Source organism: Arthrobacter sp. TJ-236 (genome assembly GCF_058269235.1).
Genome location: NZ_JBZCNI010000002.1, coordinates 289,512 through 302,778 on the forward strand (window position 1 = coordinate 289,512; position 13,267 = coordinate 302,778).

Below are 13,267 nucleotides of genomic sequence, written 5' to 3' on the forward strand. Positions count from 1 at the left end.
AGTGAGCTGGTGCGGGGGAGGAGCGGGCGGACCGGGATCAGCCGCGGGTCACCGTGTTCGAGCCGTCGCCGTCGTCCTGGATCCGCGGCTCACCCTCGGCGTAGGTCACGGTGTTGGTGGATCCGTCGATGTCCACCTCGTCGGTGGACCGCACGGTGACGGTGGTGGCATCCCCATCGAGGTCCACCGCGCGGACGGCCGCACCGGTGAGGGTGTTGGAATCGCCGTCCACGGAGAACTCGTCGGCGTCGCCGGCCGTGACGGTGTTCGCGTCGCCGTCCACCTCGATGTCCTCGCAGGGGCCGGTGACCGTCAGGGTCACGTTGTCGGCGTCGATGCTCACGTCACCACCGCCGTCACAGGTGAGGGTCACGGAGGAGCCCGACGCGTCGATCGAGTAGTCGTCACCGGCGCCGATGACGACGGCGCCGCCTGCGTTCCCGGCGGCCTGTCCGGGCGCGCCGGGGGTGGAGCCGGGCGTCGCGGATGATGCGGCGGTCGGAGCGGCCGACGACGGCGCGGCGGAGGGTGAAGCCGGGGCCGGCGAGGAGGACGGCGTGGCTCCCGAGGTCTGGAGGTCGACATCCTGCGCGGGCGCACTACAGCCCACCACGAGTCCGAGCGTAGCGACGGAGGCGGTCAGGGTGACGAGGGAGCGGGCGGGCAGGCGCATGGGTGCAAGTCCTTCACGATTGATCCAGCAGGGTGTGGATCAACAGTGACGGGCCCATGTGAGCCGAACATGAGGTGCCGATGAAGGCTCTCTCATAATCGGCCGCGGTGGTCAGCCGTTCGGGGCGAAGAGTTCCAGCGCGATGTTGTCGGGATCCCGGAATTCGAGGATGTGGCCGGCGCCGATGTCCTTGACTCCGGCGTGGGTGATCCCGCGGCTCTCGAGCAGGCTCGCTGCGTCGTCGAGCACGGACCTGCTCGCGACCGTGAAGGCGACGTGGTCGAGACCCACGCGGTCCTCGTCGAAGCTGTCCGACGCCACCGGTCGCAGGCCCAGGAGGGTGCCGCCGAGCTGATAGATGACACCGCCGTAGAGGAAACCCAGCTGCTCACGCGTCTGCTCGTCAGCGCCCTCGGGTACCTCGAAAGCCACGGGCAGGCCGAAGAGGGCGTCGTAGAACGCCCGTGAGACGTCGATGTCGGTGACCGTCAAGCGGACGTGGGCGTAGGCCTCGATGGGGATCGTCATGTTCGCAGTGTGACACGCCCCACGGACGTCCTGCGCGCGGAGGGGAAGTGCTCCGCCCTCAGCGAGGATCCTGACGGAGGTCGGTTCCGGAGCCCCGCAGGTTCCCGGCGTCCGCCTCCATGCCCTGACGCAGCCGCGAGAGCGCCGTGCCGACGCGCAGCCGGAACGTGGCCTGATCGACGCCGAGTTCACGCGCCGATTCCGCGTGCGTGCGGCCGCCGAGGTAGCTCAGTTCCAGCGCTTCCGCCTGCTCGGGGGTGAGAAGGGAGATGGCATGCATCGCGGACGCACCGGCGAGCGAGGGGAGCAGCGAGGCCTCGGGCGCCACCGCGGGAGCCGGCCCGGCCGTGCGGATCCTCTCGACCGCGCACCGGTGCGTCAGGTTCAGGAGCCAGTGCTCGGCACTGTGCCGCGTGCGCTCGTAGGCGTGGGCGCCGGCCCACACGCGGACGTAGACCTCCTCCGTCACGGCCGCGCTCGCGGCCTCGTCGGGGAGCAGCCTGCGCACCAGGGCGTAGACGCTGGCCGCCGTACGGCGGTACAGCTTCTCGAACGCGGCGCGGTCACCGGCCGCCACGCGCTCCAGGAGCCGTGCGAGCGTCGCGGCCTTGCCCATGGCCGCCTTGCCCTTGTTCGAGGACATCTTCGAGGACGCCTTCGAGGTGCCCTTCGAAGGGCTCTTCGTGGCACTCTTCGTCGCACTCTCCGTCGAGCCGTTCACCGCACTCTTCGCCGAGCTCGTGGAGGTGCCCTTCGACGTGCCCTTCTGCTTGCCCGTCGGTGTGCCGTCGGTCGCGCTCGTGTTCTCGGCCGATCCCGTGGTGCCGGCAGTCATCCGAACCAGCCTTCCGGCGCAGCGGGTGCGGCGAGGGAATCCCGCGCCTGCTCACGCAGAAGGTGTAATTCGTCGTCGCATCTGCGGATCTGCCCGACCACCTGCGCGAGCTCGAGGGCGGCGACGTCGCGCTCGGACGCGGTGCGCCGCGGGTCGGAGAAGACATCCGCGCAGTCGCAGCGCAGCACCAGCATGGTGTCCAGCAGCCGGAGCCGCGCCGCCTCGAGGGCATACAGCCGGTCGTCATGGGGCGCAGGCGTGTTCTTCTCGACGTACATGTGAGACCTCACCGGCCCCAGGAGGCCGGCCCTTCCAGCACAGGACGTGCATCGATGCGTGAGCGGCACGCCGATCAGGGCGCTTCGCCTCAGCGTAGGCATGCACCGCCCCGAAAAGTAGCCCGCCACCCCATCAACCCGCCGTGACCACACGAAAGTTACGTACTCGACACCTCGGCGGCGAACTTTCTCATGCACGCGAGGGAAAAACCAGACCGGCGAGATTGCTGTTGCCGATGTCGGAGGCGGGTCCTACTCTCACGATGGGATCAGGTTCCACCGGTGTCGCGCCGCCGGCGGACCCACCCGGTCCCACCCACGTTCGGCCCTTGTCCGGGTACCACCCGCGATCCGTCGCGCCCCCGTTCGAACCATCCCCAGAGGAGCCCTCCCCGTGCCATCTTTCCGCCTCACCCGCGCGGCTGCCGTCTCGGCCGCCGTCACCTCGCTCCTGCTCGGCACCGCGCTCAGCGGTTCCGCAGCTCCCGTCTCTGCACCGTCCGCCGTCGCGCCGGCCACGATGGTGGTGGCGAACGTCAACGAGCGTGGGCCCGCGCCCACCCGTGCCAGCATCGAAGCCACCCGCGGCAGCTTCGCCACCGCCACCACCACGGTGTCCTCCTTCGCCGCCCGCACCTTCGGCGGCGGCACCATCTACTACCCCACGACGACGACGGCGGGGAAGTTCGGCGCCGTGGCGATCGCCCCCGGGTACACGGCGTCCCAGTCGAGCATCTCGTGGCTCGGCCCGCGCCTCGCGTCGCAGGGCTTCGTGGTGTTCACCATCGACACCCGCTCACGCTACGACCAGCCCTCCGAGCGCGGGGACCAGCTCAACGCGGCGCTGACCTACCTGACGCAGTCCAGCACCGTCCGCGACCGGATCGACCCCACCCGCCTGGCCGTCATGGGCCACTCCATGGGCGGCGGCGGCACGCTCGAAGCGGCGAAGGACAACCCGGCGCTGCAGGCCACCATCGGTATGACGCCGTACAACGTGGACAAGAGCTGGCCCGAGGTGACCACCCCGAGCCTGATCATCGGCGCGCAGAACGACAACGTCGCATCCACCAGTCGCCACGCGATCCCGCTCTACAACGGGCTGACGAACCTGTCGCAGAAGGCGTACCTGGAGCTCCGCGGTGCTTCGCACTACGCGCCGACCTCGAGCAACACCACCATCGCGTCCTACAGCATCTCGTGGCTGAAGCGCTTCGTGGACGACGACCTGCGGTACTCCCAGTTCCTCTGCCCCGCCCCCGCCACCAGCACCGCGATCTCGGCGTACCAGAGCCCCTGCGGGTTCTGAGCCCCGCCCGGCCGGATCGGACGCCGATGTGGGAGCCTCCGCTCCCGGCCGGACGGGCGCCGGCCCGGCCATCGAGGACGGCGCCCGGCAACCTGTTCCATTCCGAACGCCCCGCAGCCACCGGTCGCGGGGCGTTCGGCCTCTCACCCGGTGAGCTGGTCGAGATCGTCGGACGCCGCGTCCTCCTCGTCCTGGGCCTCCGCCAGTTCGGCGTCCGCCTCGTCCGCCCGCTGAGTGAGGTCGGGCGAGGAGCTCTCGAGATCCGAGAGCGACTTCCGGAGGGCGTCCAGCTGCCGTTCGAGATCCTCGATGGAGGCCTTCACCTCCGTGCGCCGTGCGGCCGCCCGCTCGACCTCCTGGTGCGCTTCGGCCGCCGCGGATTCGGCGGCTTCCCGTGATGCGCGGGCCGCCGCGAGAGCCGCCTCGGCCTGCTTCCGGCGCCGCGCGGCCCTCGCCGCGGACCGGGCGTCGGGCGCGCCGTCGTCCTGTGGGCCGCGGGCCCCGGAGTCGGCCCCGTTACCGGCACCGTCGGCGCCGCCGCTGCTCCCGTCCGCGCTGCTGTCCCCGTCCGAGTCGTCCGACTCGTCCGAGCCGTTCCCCTCGTCCCCCTCGGCTCCGGGCGGAGTGAAGGGACCCCCGACTGCTCCGTCGAGGTCGACGGCGTCCCAGCCACTGGCCTCCAGCGTCCGCACCAGCCGTCCGGTGAGCACCGCCGCAGCGGCACCGGGGTCCGCGAGAGCCGCGCGGAGGGTCTGCTCCACGCCGGGAAGCGCGGCCGGCCCCACCTCGTGCCCGGCTTCCGACGCCGCCGCGAGGGACTCCTGCGCCACGGCGGCGAGGAGCCTCTGACGCTGCTGGCCGAGGGCGTTGAGCTGCGCGCGGTCGAGCCCCTCCTGCGCCTCCCGGAGCGACGCCCCGAGCTCGAGCACCTGTTCCACCTCCGCGCGACGCCGGTCCACGAGCACGTTGACGAGCCACGCCGCGGACGCCGGCTTGGGCAGTCCGCGGAGCGCCGCGGCCAGATCCTTGTCCCCGGAGCGCTTCGCGTCCGCGGCGGCCGCGTTCCGGCCACTGATGAACTGATCGAGGGCCAGCGCGTACAGATCCCTCGCCCTCGCGGTGAGATCGGCGTCGAACGTGGTGTCGTCGGGGCCGCTCACGGCGCGAGGTCCTCGAAGGCGCCCGACGGGAGGGCGATCCAGCCCTCGCGGCGCGCCTGCTCGAGGTGCTCGTCAGGCACCCCGTGCGTCCGGCCGAGAGCGTGCGCGCGGGCGGCGAGGGCTGCGATGACGGCGTCGAAGGCGTCGTCCGAGGCGATCATGAGCTGCTCGTCCGCCTTGGTGAGGACCAACCAGGGCGCGCGGGCGAGGAGGTGGGACAGCAGTGCACGCCGCACCCCGGCGTCGTTCTTGTAGCCGCGCGTGTCGAAATCCCAGCCGCGCAGCGCTGCCGACGGGTACACCTCGACGGCGGTGCCCCCGCCCGAGCGGTCCACCGGCGCCCCGAGGGCGTCGCCCACGAGGTCGAGCAGCACCGCGCAGTGCATCGCGGTCAGGCCCAGCCGGTCCGTGGCGACGCTGAGCGGCCACCTGCCGGTGATCTCGCGGGTGGCGCGATCGGTGACGCGGTAGGAGAGGCGGCGGCGCCAGTCCATCCCCGCATCCTCGGCGGGAGCAACGCGGTCACCCGCGGCGTGGCGGACGAGGAAGGCCACGAAGTCGTCGGGCCACCCGAAGGCGCAGTCGATGCCGAGGCTGCGCACCGACGGCGCAGTCGCGGCGATGCGGGCGTCGGAGGCACCGAGTTCGAGCTCCACCGTGACGGTCGGCTGCGACCAGTCGAGCACCGCGAGGGCCGTGCCCTTCGTCTCGGCTGCGAGGTCCACTCCGGCTGTGAGCACCCCCAATTATAGGCATCGGAGTGTGGCGGGGACAGGGCGGAAAAGGGGTGCCGCGCAGGTGGGCAGCGGGTAGGGATGGAGGCTGCAGCTCGGCGGGCGGCTCAGCGTGCTCGTGCGGCAGAAGCGGGACCACGAGAAGCTCGACGCCCTCGTGCAGCGCCTCCGCGGAAGCTCCCGTGAGGAGCAGGCGGCCACGCTGCTCGCGATCTACCGCCTCGTGTTCCCGCACGCCTTCGCTGAGGAGTCCGTTCTCTGGCCCGTGATGCGCCGCGTCCTCAGCGACGGCGGTGAGCTGACCCTCGCCGTGGAACGCGAACACCAGGAGATCAACGAACTGGTGACGACCCTCGAAGGGCTCGACGACGGCTCGCCGGAACGGGCACAGCTGCTGGGACGGCTCACGGAGGTGCTCGACGACGACGTCCGTGACGAGGAGTACGCCCTGTTCCCCCGCCTGCAGGAGCAGCTGTCACGGTTCGAGCTGCAGGTCCTCAGCGTGCTCTGGGAGCTCGTGCGCCGCATCGCACCCACGCGCGTCCACCCCTTGGTGGCGCGCAGGCCGCCCGGGAACGTCGTCACCGCCCTCCCGCTGTCCGTCCTCGACCGCGCCCGCGACGTCGTCGACACCCTGGTGCTGCGAGCACTGGCGTCGCTCACGCCCTCGCTCCACCGCGGCAGCTCGGCACTGGCCCGTGCAGCGCACGCCGTCGAGCTCCTGCCGATCATGCGCTCCGGCGACGATTCCTCCACACGATCCCTGGCGGGGAAGCCCTCGCTTCCCTGGGGTGCCCTCCTTGTGGGGGCCGCTGCCCTGGGGGTGGCGGCCGTCGCGGTGCTCGGACGGCGGCGCACCGCATGAGACGGGGTGCCCGGCTCCCAAGCCGCGCCGCTGGTGCCGGAGCGGCGTCCGGTGTGTACTGAACAGGTGGGGAGGCAGGAGACCGGAGGCGGCTCCGCCCCGAGAGGACAGGACGTACGCATGGAAGCCCGATGCCCCAGTTGCGGTTCGGCCCTGATCGAGCTGAGTGAGGACCAGTGGCCCGCGGAGGGCCCGGTGCCCCCCGGAACCATCGCCGTCTTCCAGTGCGACCTGAACCACCGCATCGTCGTGGGGGAGACCCAGGTCCAGGCCTAGCGCCGGCCGTGCTCCTCGTGTTCTGCGAGGTCGCCGAGGATCCGCGTGAGTTCGTCCCTCAGCGCCGTGGCCTCCCGGACGGTGAGCTCCAGGCGCTCGCCCTGCTCCACCTAGCCGATGCTCACGTGCGAGGCGCCGTCGCCCCCGGCGGGCGCCGAGACCCCGACGGCGAGTGCCCGGCCACCGCTGTGGGTGACGTCCCCGACGATCATCTCCCCACCGTCGTCCTCTGCGATGGCCATGGTTCCTCCTCCGGTCGGCGGTGTGCGTGCTGCCATGCCAGGCGGTCAGCCCGCCTCCGCGGGGCGAACCGCGAGATTGGGATGCAGGAGCTCGAAGCCCTCGTCGACGAGCGCGTTGCGGTCGATTTCGTCCGGCAGCAGCACCGCCGTGACGCGGCTGTCCCGGATGGTGGCGCCGGTGGCTCCGGCCTCCAGCGCGGCGCACTCCAGGCCCACGCCGATGCCCTCCTCCACGAGCAGGCAGACACCCTCGCTCTCGCCGGCGTCCGCCTCCGTGACCGCGGTGCCCGTGGGGCGCGCCGCGAAGTACTCCACGCCGTCGCGCTCGGCCAGCAGTCGTGTGCTGCCGAGATCGATGCCGTCGAGGTCCGACTGGACGGTGAGGACGTCGCTCTCGGTCTGCTCCTCGTCGAGCAGGCCCATCACGGATCCGCCCGAGCACCCCGCCAGGCCCAGCACTGCGGCGGCAAGGAGCGCCGCTGATCGGATGGGCAGGCGGTGCATGCGACTCCTCGGCTCGTCGTGGACGTTGCTCCCACCCTACCGAGCAGCACCGACCTAGGCTGGGAGCCATGTACCCACACCAGGCCCTCACGGGGCGCACCTTCGTGGTCACCGGCGTGAGCCGCCGCAAGGGCATCGGCTACGGAGTCGCCTCGCGCCTGGCCCGCATGGGCGCCTCGCTCGTCCTCCACCACTTCGCACCGCACGACGCCGAGCAGCCCTGGGGGGCCGAGAGCCTCGAGGACGTGCTCGGCGGCATCAGGGAACAGCTCGGCGACGGAGCGCAGCTCGCGGACCTGAGCCTCGACCTGTCACGGCACGACGGCGGGGAGCAGCTCATCTCCGGTGCACGGGACGCGCTGGGACACCTGGACGGACTGATCTGCAACCACGCGAGGAGCGGCGGTGACGGGCCGCTCGACGAGATCGACTGGGAGCACCTCGACGCCCACTGGCAGGTCAACACCCGCTCCACGATCCTCGCCACCAAGCACTTCGCCGAGCAGCACGACGGCCGGGAGGGCGGCCGCGTGATCTGGATGACGTCCGGTCAGCACTCGGGGCCGATGCCCCACGAGATCGCCTACGCGGCGTCGAAGGCCGCGCTCGCGGGCCTCACGGCGTCCGTGGCCGACCACCTGGTGGATCGGCGCATCCTCCTGAACACGGTGAATCCCGGGCCCGTCAACACCGGGTACCTCGACGAGGACACGCGCGACCGCCCGTCCGAGGTGGTGAAGGCCGTGCTCGAGCACTTCCCGGGCGGGCGCTTCGGCGAGCCGGACGATCCCGCGCGCCTGATCGCCTGGTTGGTGAGCGACGAGGGCCGTTGGATGGTGGGGCAGGTGCTCAGCACGGAGGGCGGCTTCCGCCGGTGGTGACCGGCTCCTGGGCGCTTCGGCTCAGCGGATACCGCTGCGCGCGAGCCCCTGCACGAAGTACTTCTGGAACGCCAGGAACATGATGACGATCGGCGTGATCGAGATGAGCGCCAGGGCCATGATGGCGCCGTAGTCCGCGCCGTACTGGCCCTGCAGGTACAGCAGCCCGATAGGCAGCGTGAAGAGCTGGGCGTCCTTGAGCGCGATCAGGGGCCAGGCGAAGTCGTTCCACTGGTACATGACGGTGAGCAGAACCAGCACGGCGATGAGCGGCTTGCAGAGCGGCAGGACGATCTGCAGGAAGATGCGGAGGGTGCCGGCGCCGTCCATCTTCGCCGCCTCCATCAGCTCGTTCGGGATGGCGATGATGAACTGGCGGGCCAGGAAGATCCCGAACGCCGAGGCCGCCGAGGGGAAGATCACCGCCCAGAACGTCCCGTAGATGCCGAGCTCGGTCACGAGCCGGAACTGCGCCACCATGAGCACCTGCACGGGCACCATCATGGTGCTGAGTACCAGCAGGAAGACGAAGCCCTTGCCCCGGAAGTCGAGCTTGGCGAAGGCGTAGCCCGCCAGCAGGTTCACCGTCACGGTGAGGGCCGTGACGATCGCCGTGATGACCACGGAGTTCCCGAACCAGGTCAGGGTGGGGAAGGTGCCTAAAATGGTGCGGAAGTTGTCGAGCGTCCACTGCGACGGCCAGATGCGCAGCTCCCGACTCACCACGTCGGAGCTCGGCGAGAACGCGATGGTGATCATCCAGTAGAGCGGGAACATCATGACCAGCCCCACGACGACGGCGATCACCACGCGGAGGATCGACGAGGTGCGCTGGGCGGGGGAGACCTTCTTCACGCGCGGCACGAAAGTTGTCATCTAACCCACCTCGTCCCTTGAGCGATTGCCCTTCCACTGAACGGCCGTGAAGACCAGCGTGATCAGGAAGATCACGATGCCGATGGCTGCCGCGTAGCTCTGGTCGCGCGTCACGAAGCCGTTCTCGTAGGCGTAGGTGACAAGCACGGATGTGGACCTTCCGGGACCGCCGCCGGTCATCACGAAGATGGTGTCGAACACCTGGAACGAGTAGATGACGTCCATGATCAGCAGGAAGAAGGTGGACGGTCCCACGAGCGGCACCGTGAGATACCGGAACTGCTGCCATGAACTCGCTCCCTCCAACCGTGCGGCCTCGTACAGCTCGGGCGAGATGCTCTGGAGCCCGGCCAGGTAGATGACCATGTTGAAGCCCACGCGGATCCAGAGGGTCACGAGGATGATCGACGCGAAGGCCGCCGAGCCCTGTGACTGCCAGGGGATGGTGGCGAGGCCGCCCTCCCTCAGGAGCTTGTTGATGATGCCCGTCGCCTCGTCGAAGAGCAACACGCCCATGAGGGCGGTCGCGATGCCGGAGATGACCATGGGCAGGTAGATCAGCGTCCGGAACAGCCGGCGGCCGGGCAGCACCGAGTTCATCAGCACGGCGAGCCCGAGCCCGAGGGCCAGGCTCAGCGGCACCGTGATGAGGGTGAAGACGGCCGTGTTGAGGGCGGACTGCCAGAACGTGGGGTCCGTGAGCAGGCGCTGGTAGTTCTCCAGGCCCACCCAGCCGCTGGCGCCGAAGCCGTTGGACTCCTGGAAACTGATGAGGAACGCCCACCCCAGCGGCAGGAAGAGGAAGATCCCGAGCAGGATCAGGTTGGGACCGAGGAAGCCCGCGGCAGCGCCGGTGGAGCGGTGCTGCCGCGTGGGGCGGCCGGTCGCCGCCAGGTAGGTGGTCGCCGGGACGGCCGGCGGTAGCGTGCCGGTCGCCGTGCCACCGGCGCCGCCGTCGGTCGACTCCTCGCGGGCCGAGGTGTCGGCGGACATCAGCCGGCTGCCTCGTTGACGGCCGCGGCGATGTTGGCGAGCGTCTGCTCGACCGGCTGGCCCTGCGTGAAGGCGAGCTCGAGCTCGTCACGCAGGGTCGGGTTGATGGTGGCCATGGCCGGCGAGGTGAGCTGCTGCACGTCGCTCGGCTCCAGCGTGGTGGCCTGCTCCACGAAGATGCCCGCGATGTCCGGGCGCGTCTGGTAGTCCAGCTCGGTGCCCACAAGGCTGTTCAGCGTGGGCAGCTCCATGGCCCGGGCACAGAAGTCGGACATCTGCTCCGGCTGTGTCATGAACTTCAGGAATTGCGCCGCCAGCTCCGGGTTCCGGGCGTTCTTGGTGGCCACGAGCGCGTTGCCGCCGAGGTCGCAGGCGCCGCGCTCGTCCCGGGGGAGGTAGGTGGCGCCCCACTCGAAGTCGGTGATGTTCTCGTCGAGCGCGGGGAGTACGAAGTTCCCTACGAAGGCCATCGCCGTGGTGCCGGCCGAGAAGGCGTCGTCCGCGTAGGTCGAGGACTTCACCGAACTGCTCGGGGGCACGAGGTTGTCGGTGAAGAACCCCTGTGTGAACTCGAGGGCCTTGATCCCGGCGTCGGACTCGATGGCCGAGCCGGTGAGGGCGTCGTCGAACAGGCGGCCACCGGCCTGGAACAGCCAGCTCAGCCAGCGCGTGGAGCCGCCGAGCTGCCAGTTGTAGACGAAGGGGAAGAGGTCGTCGGGGAGCTCTCCGCGGAGCTGCTCGGCGACCTGGCGGAACTCGTCCCAGGTCCACGCGGAGTCGAGGCTCGTCGGGACACTCGTGATGCCGGCCTGCTCGAAGAGATCGGTGCGGTAGACGAGGGCGGAGGTGTCGGTCTGGTGGGGGACACCGAAGGGCTTGCCGTCGAACTGCACGGCCTGCCACATGGCCGGGAGGAAGGCCTCCGCCTCCGCGGTGTCGAAGTAGCTGGTGAGGTCGAGCAGCTGGTCCTGGCTGCTGTAGGCGCCGATGGTGCCGTAGTCCACGCGGAACAGGTCCGGGGCCGTGCCCGCCTGCAGCTGGGCGTCGATGTTCGTGAAGATCTGCTCGTACGGCACGAGATTCAGCTCCACGGTGACGCCGGAGTTGGCGGCCTGGAAGGCCTCGATGCCGCGGCGGAAGCCCTCTTCCTCGGCAGGACTGCCCCAGGTGGTGAACGTGAGGGTGTTCTCCCCGCCCTCCTCGCCGCCGCCGCTGGTCCCTCCGCCACCGGAGAAACCTGCGCAGCCGTTGAGCGCCGCTGCTGCCGCGAGGAAACCTGCTCCGCCGAGGATCTGCCGTCTGGAAATGGTCATCGTCGTACCTTCCGGGTCAGTTTTCTACACAACGTACAACACGAGTCCCACAATGTGGGAGGCTACCGTTCGTGCACCACGGTGCCCCCGACGACGGTCAGATCGGCGCCCATCGAGTGGAGTCCGGCCGGTGCCACGTCGTACGGATCGGCCGAGAGAACCGTGAGGTCCGCCGTCGCCCCCTCCCGCACCGCCCCGCCACGCGTGCGCGTGACGCGCGCCGAACCGGAGGTGGCGGCAGCGAGTGCCGCCGTGAGCGTCAGCGCCTCCGAGGCCACGAGCGGGGGCACCCCCGCGTGGTCCGGGTGCATCCGGTGGACGGCGACGTGGATGGCCTGCCACGGGTCGGCGTCGGAGACCGGCCAGTCCGACCCGAGGGCGAGAGGTGCTCCGCCGGCGACCATCGACGCGAAGGGGTACTGCCACCGCGCCCGCTCGGGACCGATGAGCGGCAGGGTGAGGGAGCGCATCTGCTCGTCGCTGCAGGCCCAGAGCGCCTGCGCGTTGACGGTCACGCCGAGCTCGCCGAACCGCGGGACGTCCGCCGGATGGACCAGTTGCACGTGCGCCATGGTGTGGCGGTGCTGCCAGCCGCGAGCCCCAGCGCTTCGGGTGGAGGCCCCGGCGCCTTGGGGGGAGGACCCGGCCCGGACGGCGCCTGCCACGGCGTCGAGACCCGTCCGCACGGCGCGGTCACCGATGGCGTGGAGGTGGAGGTCGAACCGGGCGGCGTGCAGCGCGGCCACGACGGCGTGGAGCACCTCGGTCGGCAGGTAGGTGGGCCCGCGGTCGGCGGACGCCGAGGGTGTGCCGGGCACGCACCCGCATCCGGCGGGCTCGTAAGGGTCCAGCATCGCGGCCGTACGGTTCTCGGGGACGCCGTCGATCATGATCTTGGCGCTCGAGGTCGGGAAGCCCGCCTCCGCGTTCAGCCGGCGGTGCTCGTGGAAGTCCTCGAGCAGCGCCGGGATGCCCTCCAGGGTCAGGTCGCGCGGCACCCAGAGCGCCCCTGTGGCCCTGCCCGTCAGCAGGCCGGACCGCGCGAGGGCCCGGTAGGCCGGCGCGGCATCCGGGTAGCCCGCGTAGTCGCCGATGATGGCCTCCTGCCAGCCCGTGATCCCGAGCGCGTGCAGGTGCCGCTGGCCGTGCAGGATCCCCGCTTCCACGGCCTCCCGGGTGATCGGTGGCAGCAGCCGGGTCACGAGTGACATCGCGCCCTCGTGCAGGATCCCGCTCGCCGAGCCGTCGGCGCGGCGTCCCACGCTGCCGTCGTGCGGGTCCGGCGTCGTGCCGTCGATGCCCGCGCGCGCGAGGGCGGCACTGTTGACCCACGCGCTGTGGTGGTCTCGGTTGATGAGGTACACCGGGCGGTCCGGCACCGCGGCGTCGAGCAGCGCGGCGTCCGGGAAGCCGCCGTCGTAGTGGCCCTTGTACCAGCCCGCTCCCGTGATCCACTCGGGGGCGGGGTGCGCGCGGGCGTACCGGGCAACGGCGTCCTGCACCTCGGCCGGGGTGTCACAGGACATGACGTCGCACGCGAGGGCCTCGAGCCCGCCCATGAACGTGTGGGCGTGTGCGTCGATGAACCCCGGCGTCACCATGCGGCCGTCGAGGTCCACCACGCGCGTGGCGGGGCCCGTGTGTCGCAGGGCGTCGGCATCGGACCCGACCCGAGCGATGACGCCGCCCTCGACAACGACCGCCGTCGCGGTGGGGTGCACGTCCCGGCCGTCGAACACGCGGCCGCCGCGCAGCACGAGGTCAGCCGGCATGCGGTTCCGGTCCACGGTGCGGCTCGTG

16 protein-coding genes are annotated in these 13,267 nt (G+C 70.8%); 4 read left to right on the forward strand and 12 right to left on the reverse strand.

What is annotated here, in order from left to right; genetic code table 11:
* Positions 1-37: 37 nt before the first annotated feature.
* From AC4D16_RS10075 to AC4D16_RS10090, 4 genes are all read right to left on the reverse strand, one after another.
* Positions 38-673 carry a DUF3060 domain-containing protein gene (locus AC4D16_RS10075; protein WP_490950369.1) on the reverse strand — a complete coding sequence of 212 codons (636 nt, stop codon included), beginning with the start codon at positions 671-673 and terminating at the stop codon, positions 38-40.
* Positions 674-784: 111 nt separating this feature from the next.
* The gene (locus AC4D16_RS10080) at positions 785-1,201 is read right to left on the reverse strand and encodes a VOC family protein (RefSeq protein WP_490950368.1); all 417 of its coding nucleotides are present in this window, start codon (positions 1,199-1,201) and stop codon (positions 785-787) included.
* 58 nt (positions 1,202-1,259) lie between these two features.
* Entirely contained in the window at positions 1,260-2,036 is a 777-nt protein-coding gene (locus tag AC4D16_RS10085) for a sigma factor-like helix-turn-helix DNA-binding protein (protein ID WP_490954891.1), read from the reverse strand.
* Positions 2,033-2,314 carry a hypothetical protein gene (locus AC4D16_RS10090; protein WP_490954892.1) on the reverse strand — a complete coding sequence of 94 codons (282 nt, stop codon included), beginning with the start codon at positions 2,312-2,314 and terminating at the stop codon, positions 2,033-2,035. Before AC4D16_RS10090 ends, AC4D16_RS10085 begins: the two co-directional genes overlap by 4 nt.
* A 394-nt stretch (positions 2,315-2,708) precedes the next feature.
* Between AC4D16_RS10090 and AC4D16_RS10095 the strand changes: the two genes are divergently transcribed.
* On the forward strand, positions 2,709-3,623 hold the full coding sequence (locus AC4D16_RS10095) for an alpha/beta hydrolase family protein (protein WP_490950365.1): 915 nt from the start codon (positions 2,709-2,711) through the stop codon (positions 3,621-3,623).
* Between the two features lie 143 nt (positions 3,624-3,766).
* Here AC4D16_RS10095 and AC4D16_RS10100 read toward each other — a convergent pair whose 3' ends face one another.
* Positions 3,767-4,783, reverse strand: a complete 1,017-nt coding sequence (locus tag AC4D16_RS10100) for a hypothetical protein (RefSeq protein WP_490950364.1) — start codon at positions 4,781-4,783, stop codon at positions 3,767-3,769.
* Positions 4,780-5,523 (reverse strand): DUF429 domain-containing protein, encoded by a 744-nt coding sequence (locus tag AC4D16_RS10105; RefSeq protein ID WP_490950363.1) that lies wholly within the window; start codon positions 5,521-5,523, stop codon positions 4,780-4,782. Before AC4D16_RS10105 ends, AC4D16_RS10100 begins: the two co-directional genes overlap by 4 nt.
* Before the next feature lie 106 nt (positions 5,524-5,629).
* Between AC4D16_RS10105 and AC4D16_RS10110 the strand changes: the two genes are divergently transcribed.
* Both AC4D16_RS10110 and AC4D16_RS10115 read left to right on the forward strand, forming a co-directional pair.
* Entirely contained in the window at positions 5,630-6,382 is a 753-nt protein-coding gene (locus AC4D16_RS10110; protein ID WP_490954893.1) for a hemerythrin domain-containing protein, read from the forward strand.
* A 120-nt stretch (positions 6,383-6,502) separates the two neighbouring features.
* On the forward strand, positions 6,503-6,658 hold the full coding sequence (locus AC4D16_RS10115) for a hypothetical protein (RefSeq protein ID WP_490950361.1): 156 nt from the start codon (positions 6,503-6,505) through the stop codon (positions 6,656-6,658).
* A 110-nt stretch (positions 6,659-6,768) separates the two neighbouring features.
* On the opposite strand, the gene AC4D16_RS10120 is transcribed toward AC4D16_RS10115, so the two are convergent.
* Together AC4D16_RS10120 and AC4D16_RS10125 are read right to left on the reverse strand one after the other, a co-directional pair.
* Positions 6,769-6,900 (reverse strand): hypothetical protein, encoded by a 132-nt coding sequence (locus AC4D16_RS10120; RefSeq protein WP_490950360.1) that lies wholly within the window; start codon positions 6,898-6,900, stop codon positions 6,769-6,771.
* 45 nt (positions 6,901-6,945) lie between these two features.
* A complete protein-coding gene (locus tag AC4D16_RS10125) occupies positions 6,946-7,404 on the reverse strand; it encodes a hypothetical protein (protein ID WP_490954894.1) in 459 nt (152 codons plus the stop codon).
* A gap of 68 nt (positions 7,405-7,472) precedes the next feature.
* Here AC4D16_RS10125 and AC4D16_RS10130 point away from each other — a divergent pair, with 68 nt between their 5' ends.
* Positions 7,473-8,285, forward strand: a complete 813-nt coding sequence (locus tag AC4D16_RS10130; RefSeq protein WP_490954895.1) for an SDR family oxidoreductase — start codon at positions 7,473-7,475, stop codon at positions 8,283-8,285.
* A gap of 21 nt (positions 8,286-8,306) precedes the next feature.
* On the opposite strand, the gene AC4D16_RS10135 is transcribed toward AC4D16_RS10130, so the two are convergent.
* The 4 genes from AC4D16_RS10135 to AC4D16_RS10150 all read right to left on the reverse strand — a co-directional run bounded on the left by AC4D16_RS10135 (position 8,307) and on the right by AC4D16_RS10150 (position 13,239).
* Positions 8,307-9,161 (reverse strand): carbohydrate ABC transporter permease, encoded by an 855-nt coding sequence (locus tag AC4D16_RS10135; RefSeq protein ID WP_490954896.1) that lies wholly within the window; start codon positions 9,159-9,161, stop codon positions 8,307-8,309.
* Complete coding sequence (locus tag AC4D16_RS10140; protein ID WP_490954897.1) at positions 9,162-10,154, reverse strand: carbohydrate ABC transporter permease; 993 nt, start codon at positions 10,152-10,154, stop codon at positions 9,162-9,164.
* Positions 10,154-11,467, reverse strand: coding sequence for an ABC transporter substrate-binding protein (locus tag AC4D16_RS10145; RefSeq protein WP_490950355.1), 1,314 nt, complete (start codon positions 11,465-11,467; stop codon positions 10,154-10,156). Before AC4D16_RS10145 ends, AC4D16_RS10140 begins: the two co-directional genes overlap by 1 nt.
* 62 nt (positions 11,468-11,529) lie before the next feature.
* Positions 11,530-13,239, reverse strand: coding sequence for an amidohydrolase (locus tag AC4D16_RS10150; RefSeq protein ID WP_490954898.1), 1,710 nt, complete (start codon positions 13,237-13,239; stop codon positions 11,530-11,532).
* Between the last annotated feature and the right edge of the window lie 28 nt (positions 13,240-13,267).

What these genes read in the sequence shown, in the direction of transcription:
- AC4D16_RS10130 (WP_490954895.1), top strand. Translation starts at nt 7,473, where the DNA reads ATGTACCCACACCAGGCCCTCACGGGGCGCACCTTCGTGGTCACCGGC.
- AC4D16_RS10090 (WP_490954892.1), bottom strand. Translation starts at nt 2,314, where the DNA reads ATGTACGTCGAGAAGAACACGCCTGCGCCCCATGACGACCGGCTGTAT.
- AC4D16_RS10150 (WP_490954898.1), bottom strand. Translation starts at nt 13,239, where the DNA reads ATGCCGGCTGACCTCGTGCTGCGCGGCGGCCGCGTGTTCGACGGCCGG.
- AC4D16_RS10140 (WP_490954897.1), bottom strand. Translation starts at nt 10,154, where the DNA reads ATGTCCGCCGACACCTCGGCCCGCGAGGAGTCGACCGACGGCGGCGCC.
- AC4D16_RS10125 (WP_490954894.1), bottom strand. Translation starts at nt 7,404, where the DNA reads ATGCACCGCCTGCCCATCCGATCAGCGGCGCTCCTTGCCGCCGCAGTG.
- AC4D16_RS10145 (WP_490950355.1), bottom strand. Translation starts at nt 11,467, where the DNA reads ATGACCATTTCCAGACGGCAGATCCTCGGCGGAGCAGGTTTCCTCGCG.
- AC4D16_RS10080 (WP_490950368.1), bottom strand. Translation starts at nt 1,201, where the DNA reads ATGACGATCCCCATCGAGGCCTACGCCCACGTCCGCTTGACGGTCACC.
- AC4D16_RS10075 (WP_490950369.1), bottom strand. Translation starts at nt 673, where the DNA reads ATGCGCCTGCCCGCCCGCTCCCTCGTCACCCTGACCGCCTCCGTCGCT.
- AC4D16_RS10115 (WP_490950361.1), top strand. Translation starts at nt 6,503, where the DNA reads ATGGAAGCCCGATGCCCCAGTTGCGGTTCGGCCCTGATCGAGCTGAGT.
- AC4D16_RS10120 (WP_490950360.1), bottom strand. Translation starts at nt 6,900, where the DNA reads ATGGCCATCGCAGAGGACGACGGTGGGGAGATGATCGTCGGGGACGTC.
- AC4D16_RS10135 (WP_490954896.1), bottom strand. Translation starts at nt 9,161, where the DNA reads ATGACAACTTTCGTGCCGCGCGTGAAGAAGGTCTCCCCCGCCCAGCGC.
- AC4D16_RS10085 (WP_490954891.1), bottom strand. Translation starts at nt 2,036, where the DNA reads ATGACTGCCGGCACCACGGGATCGGCCGAGAACACGAGCGCGACCGAC.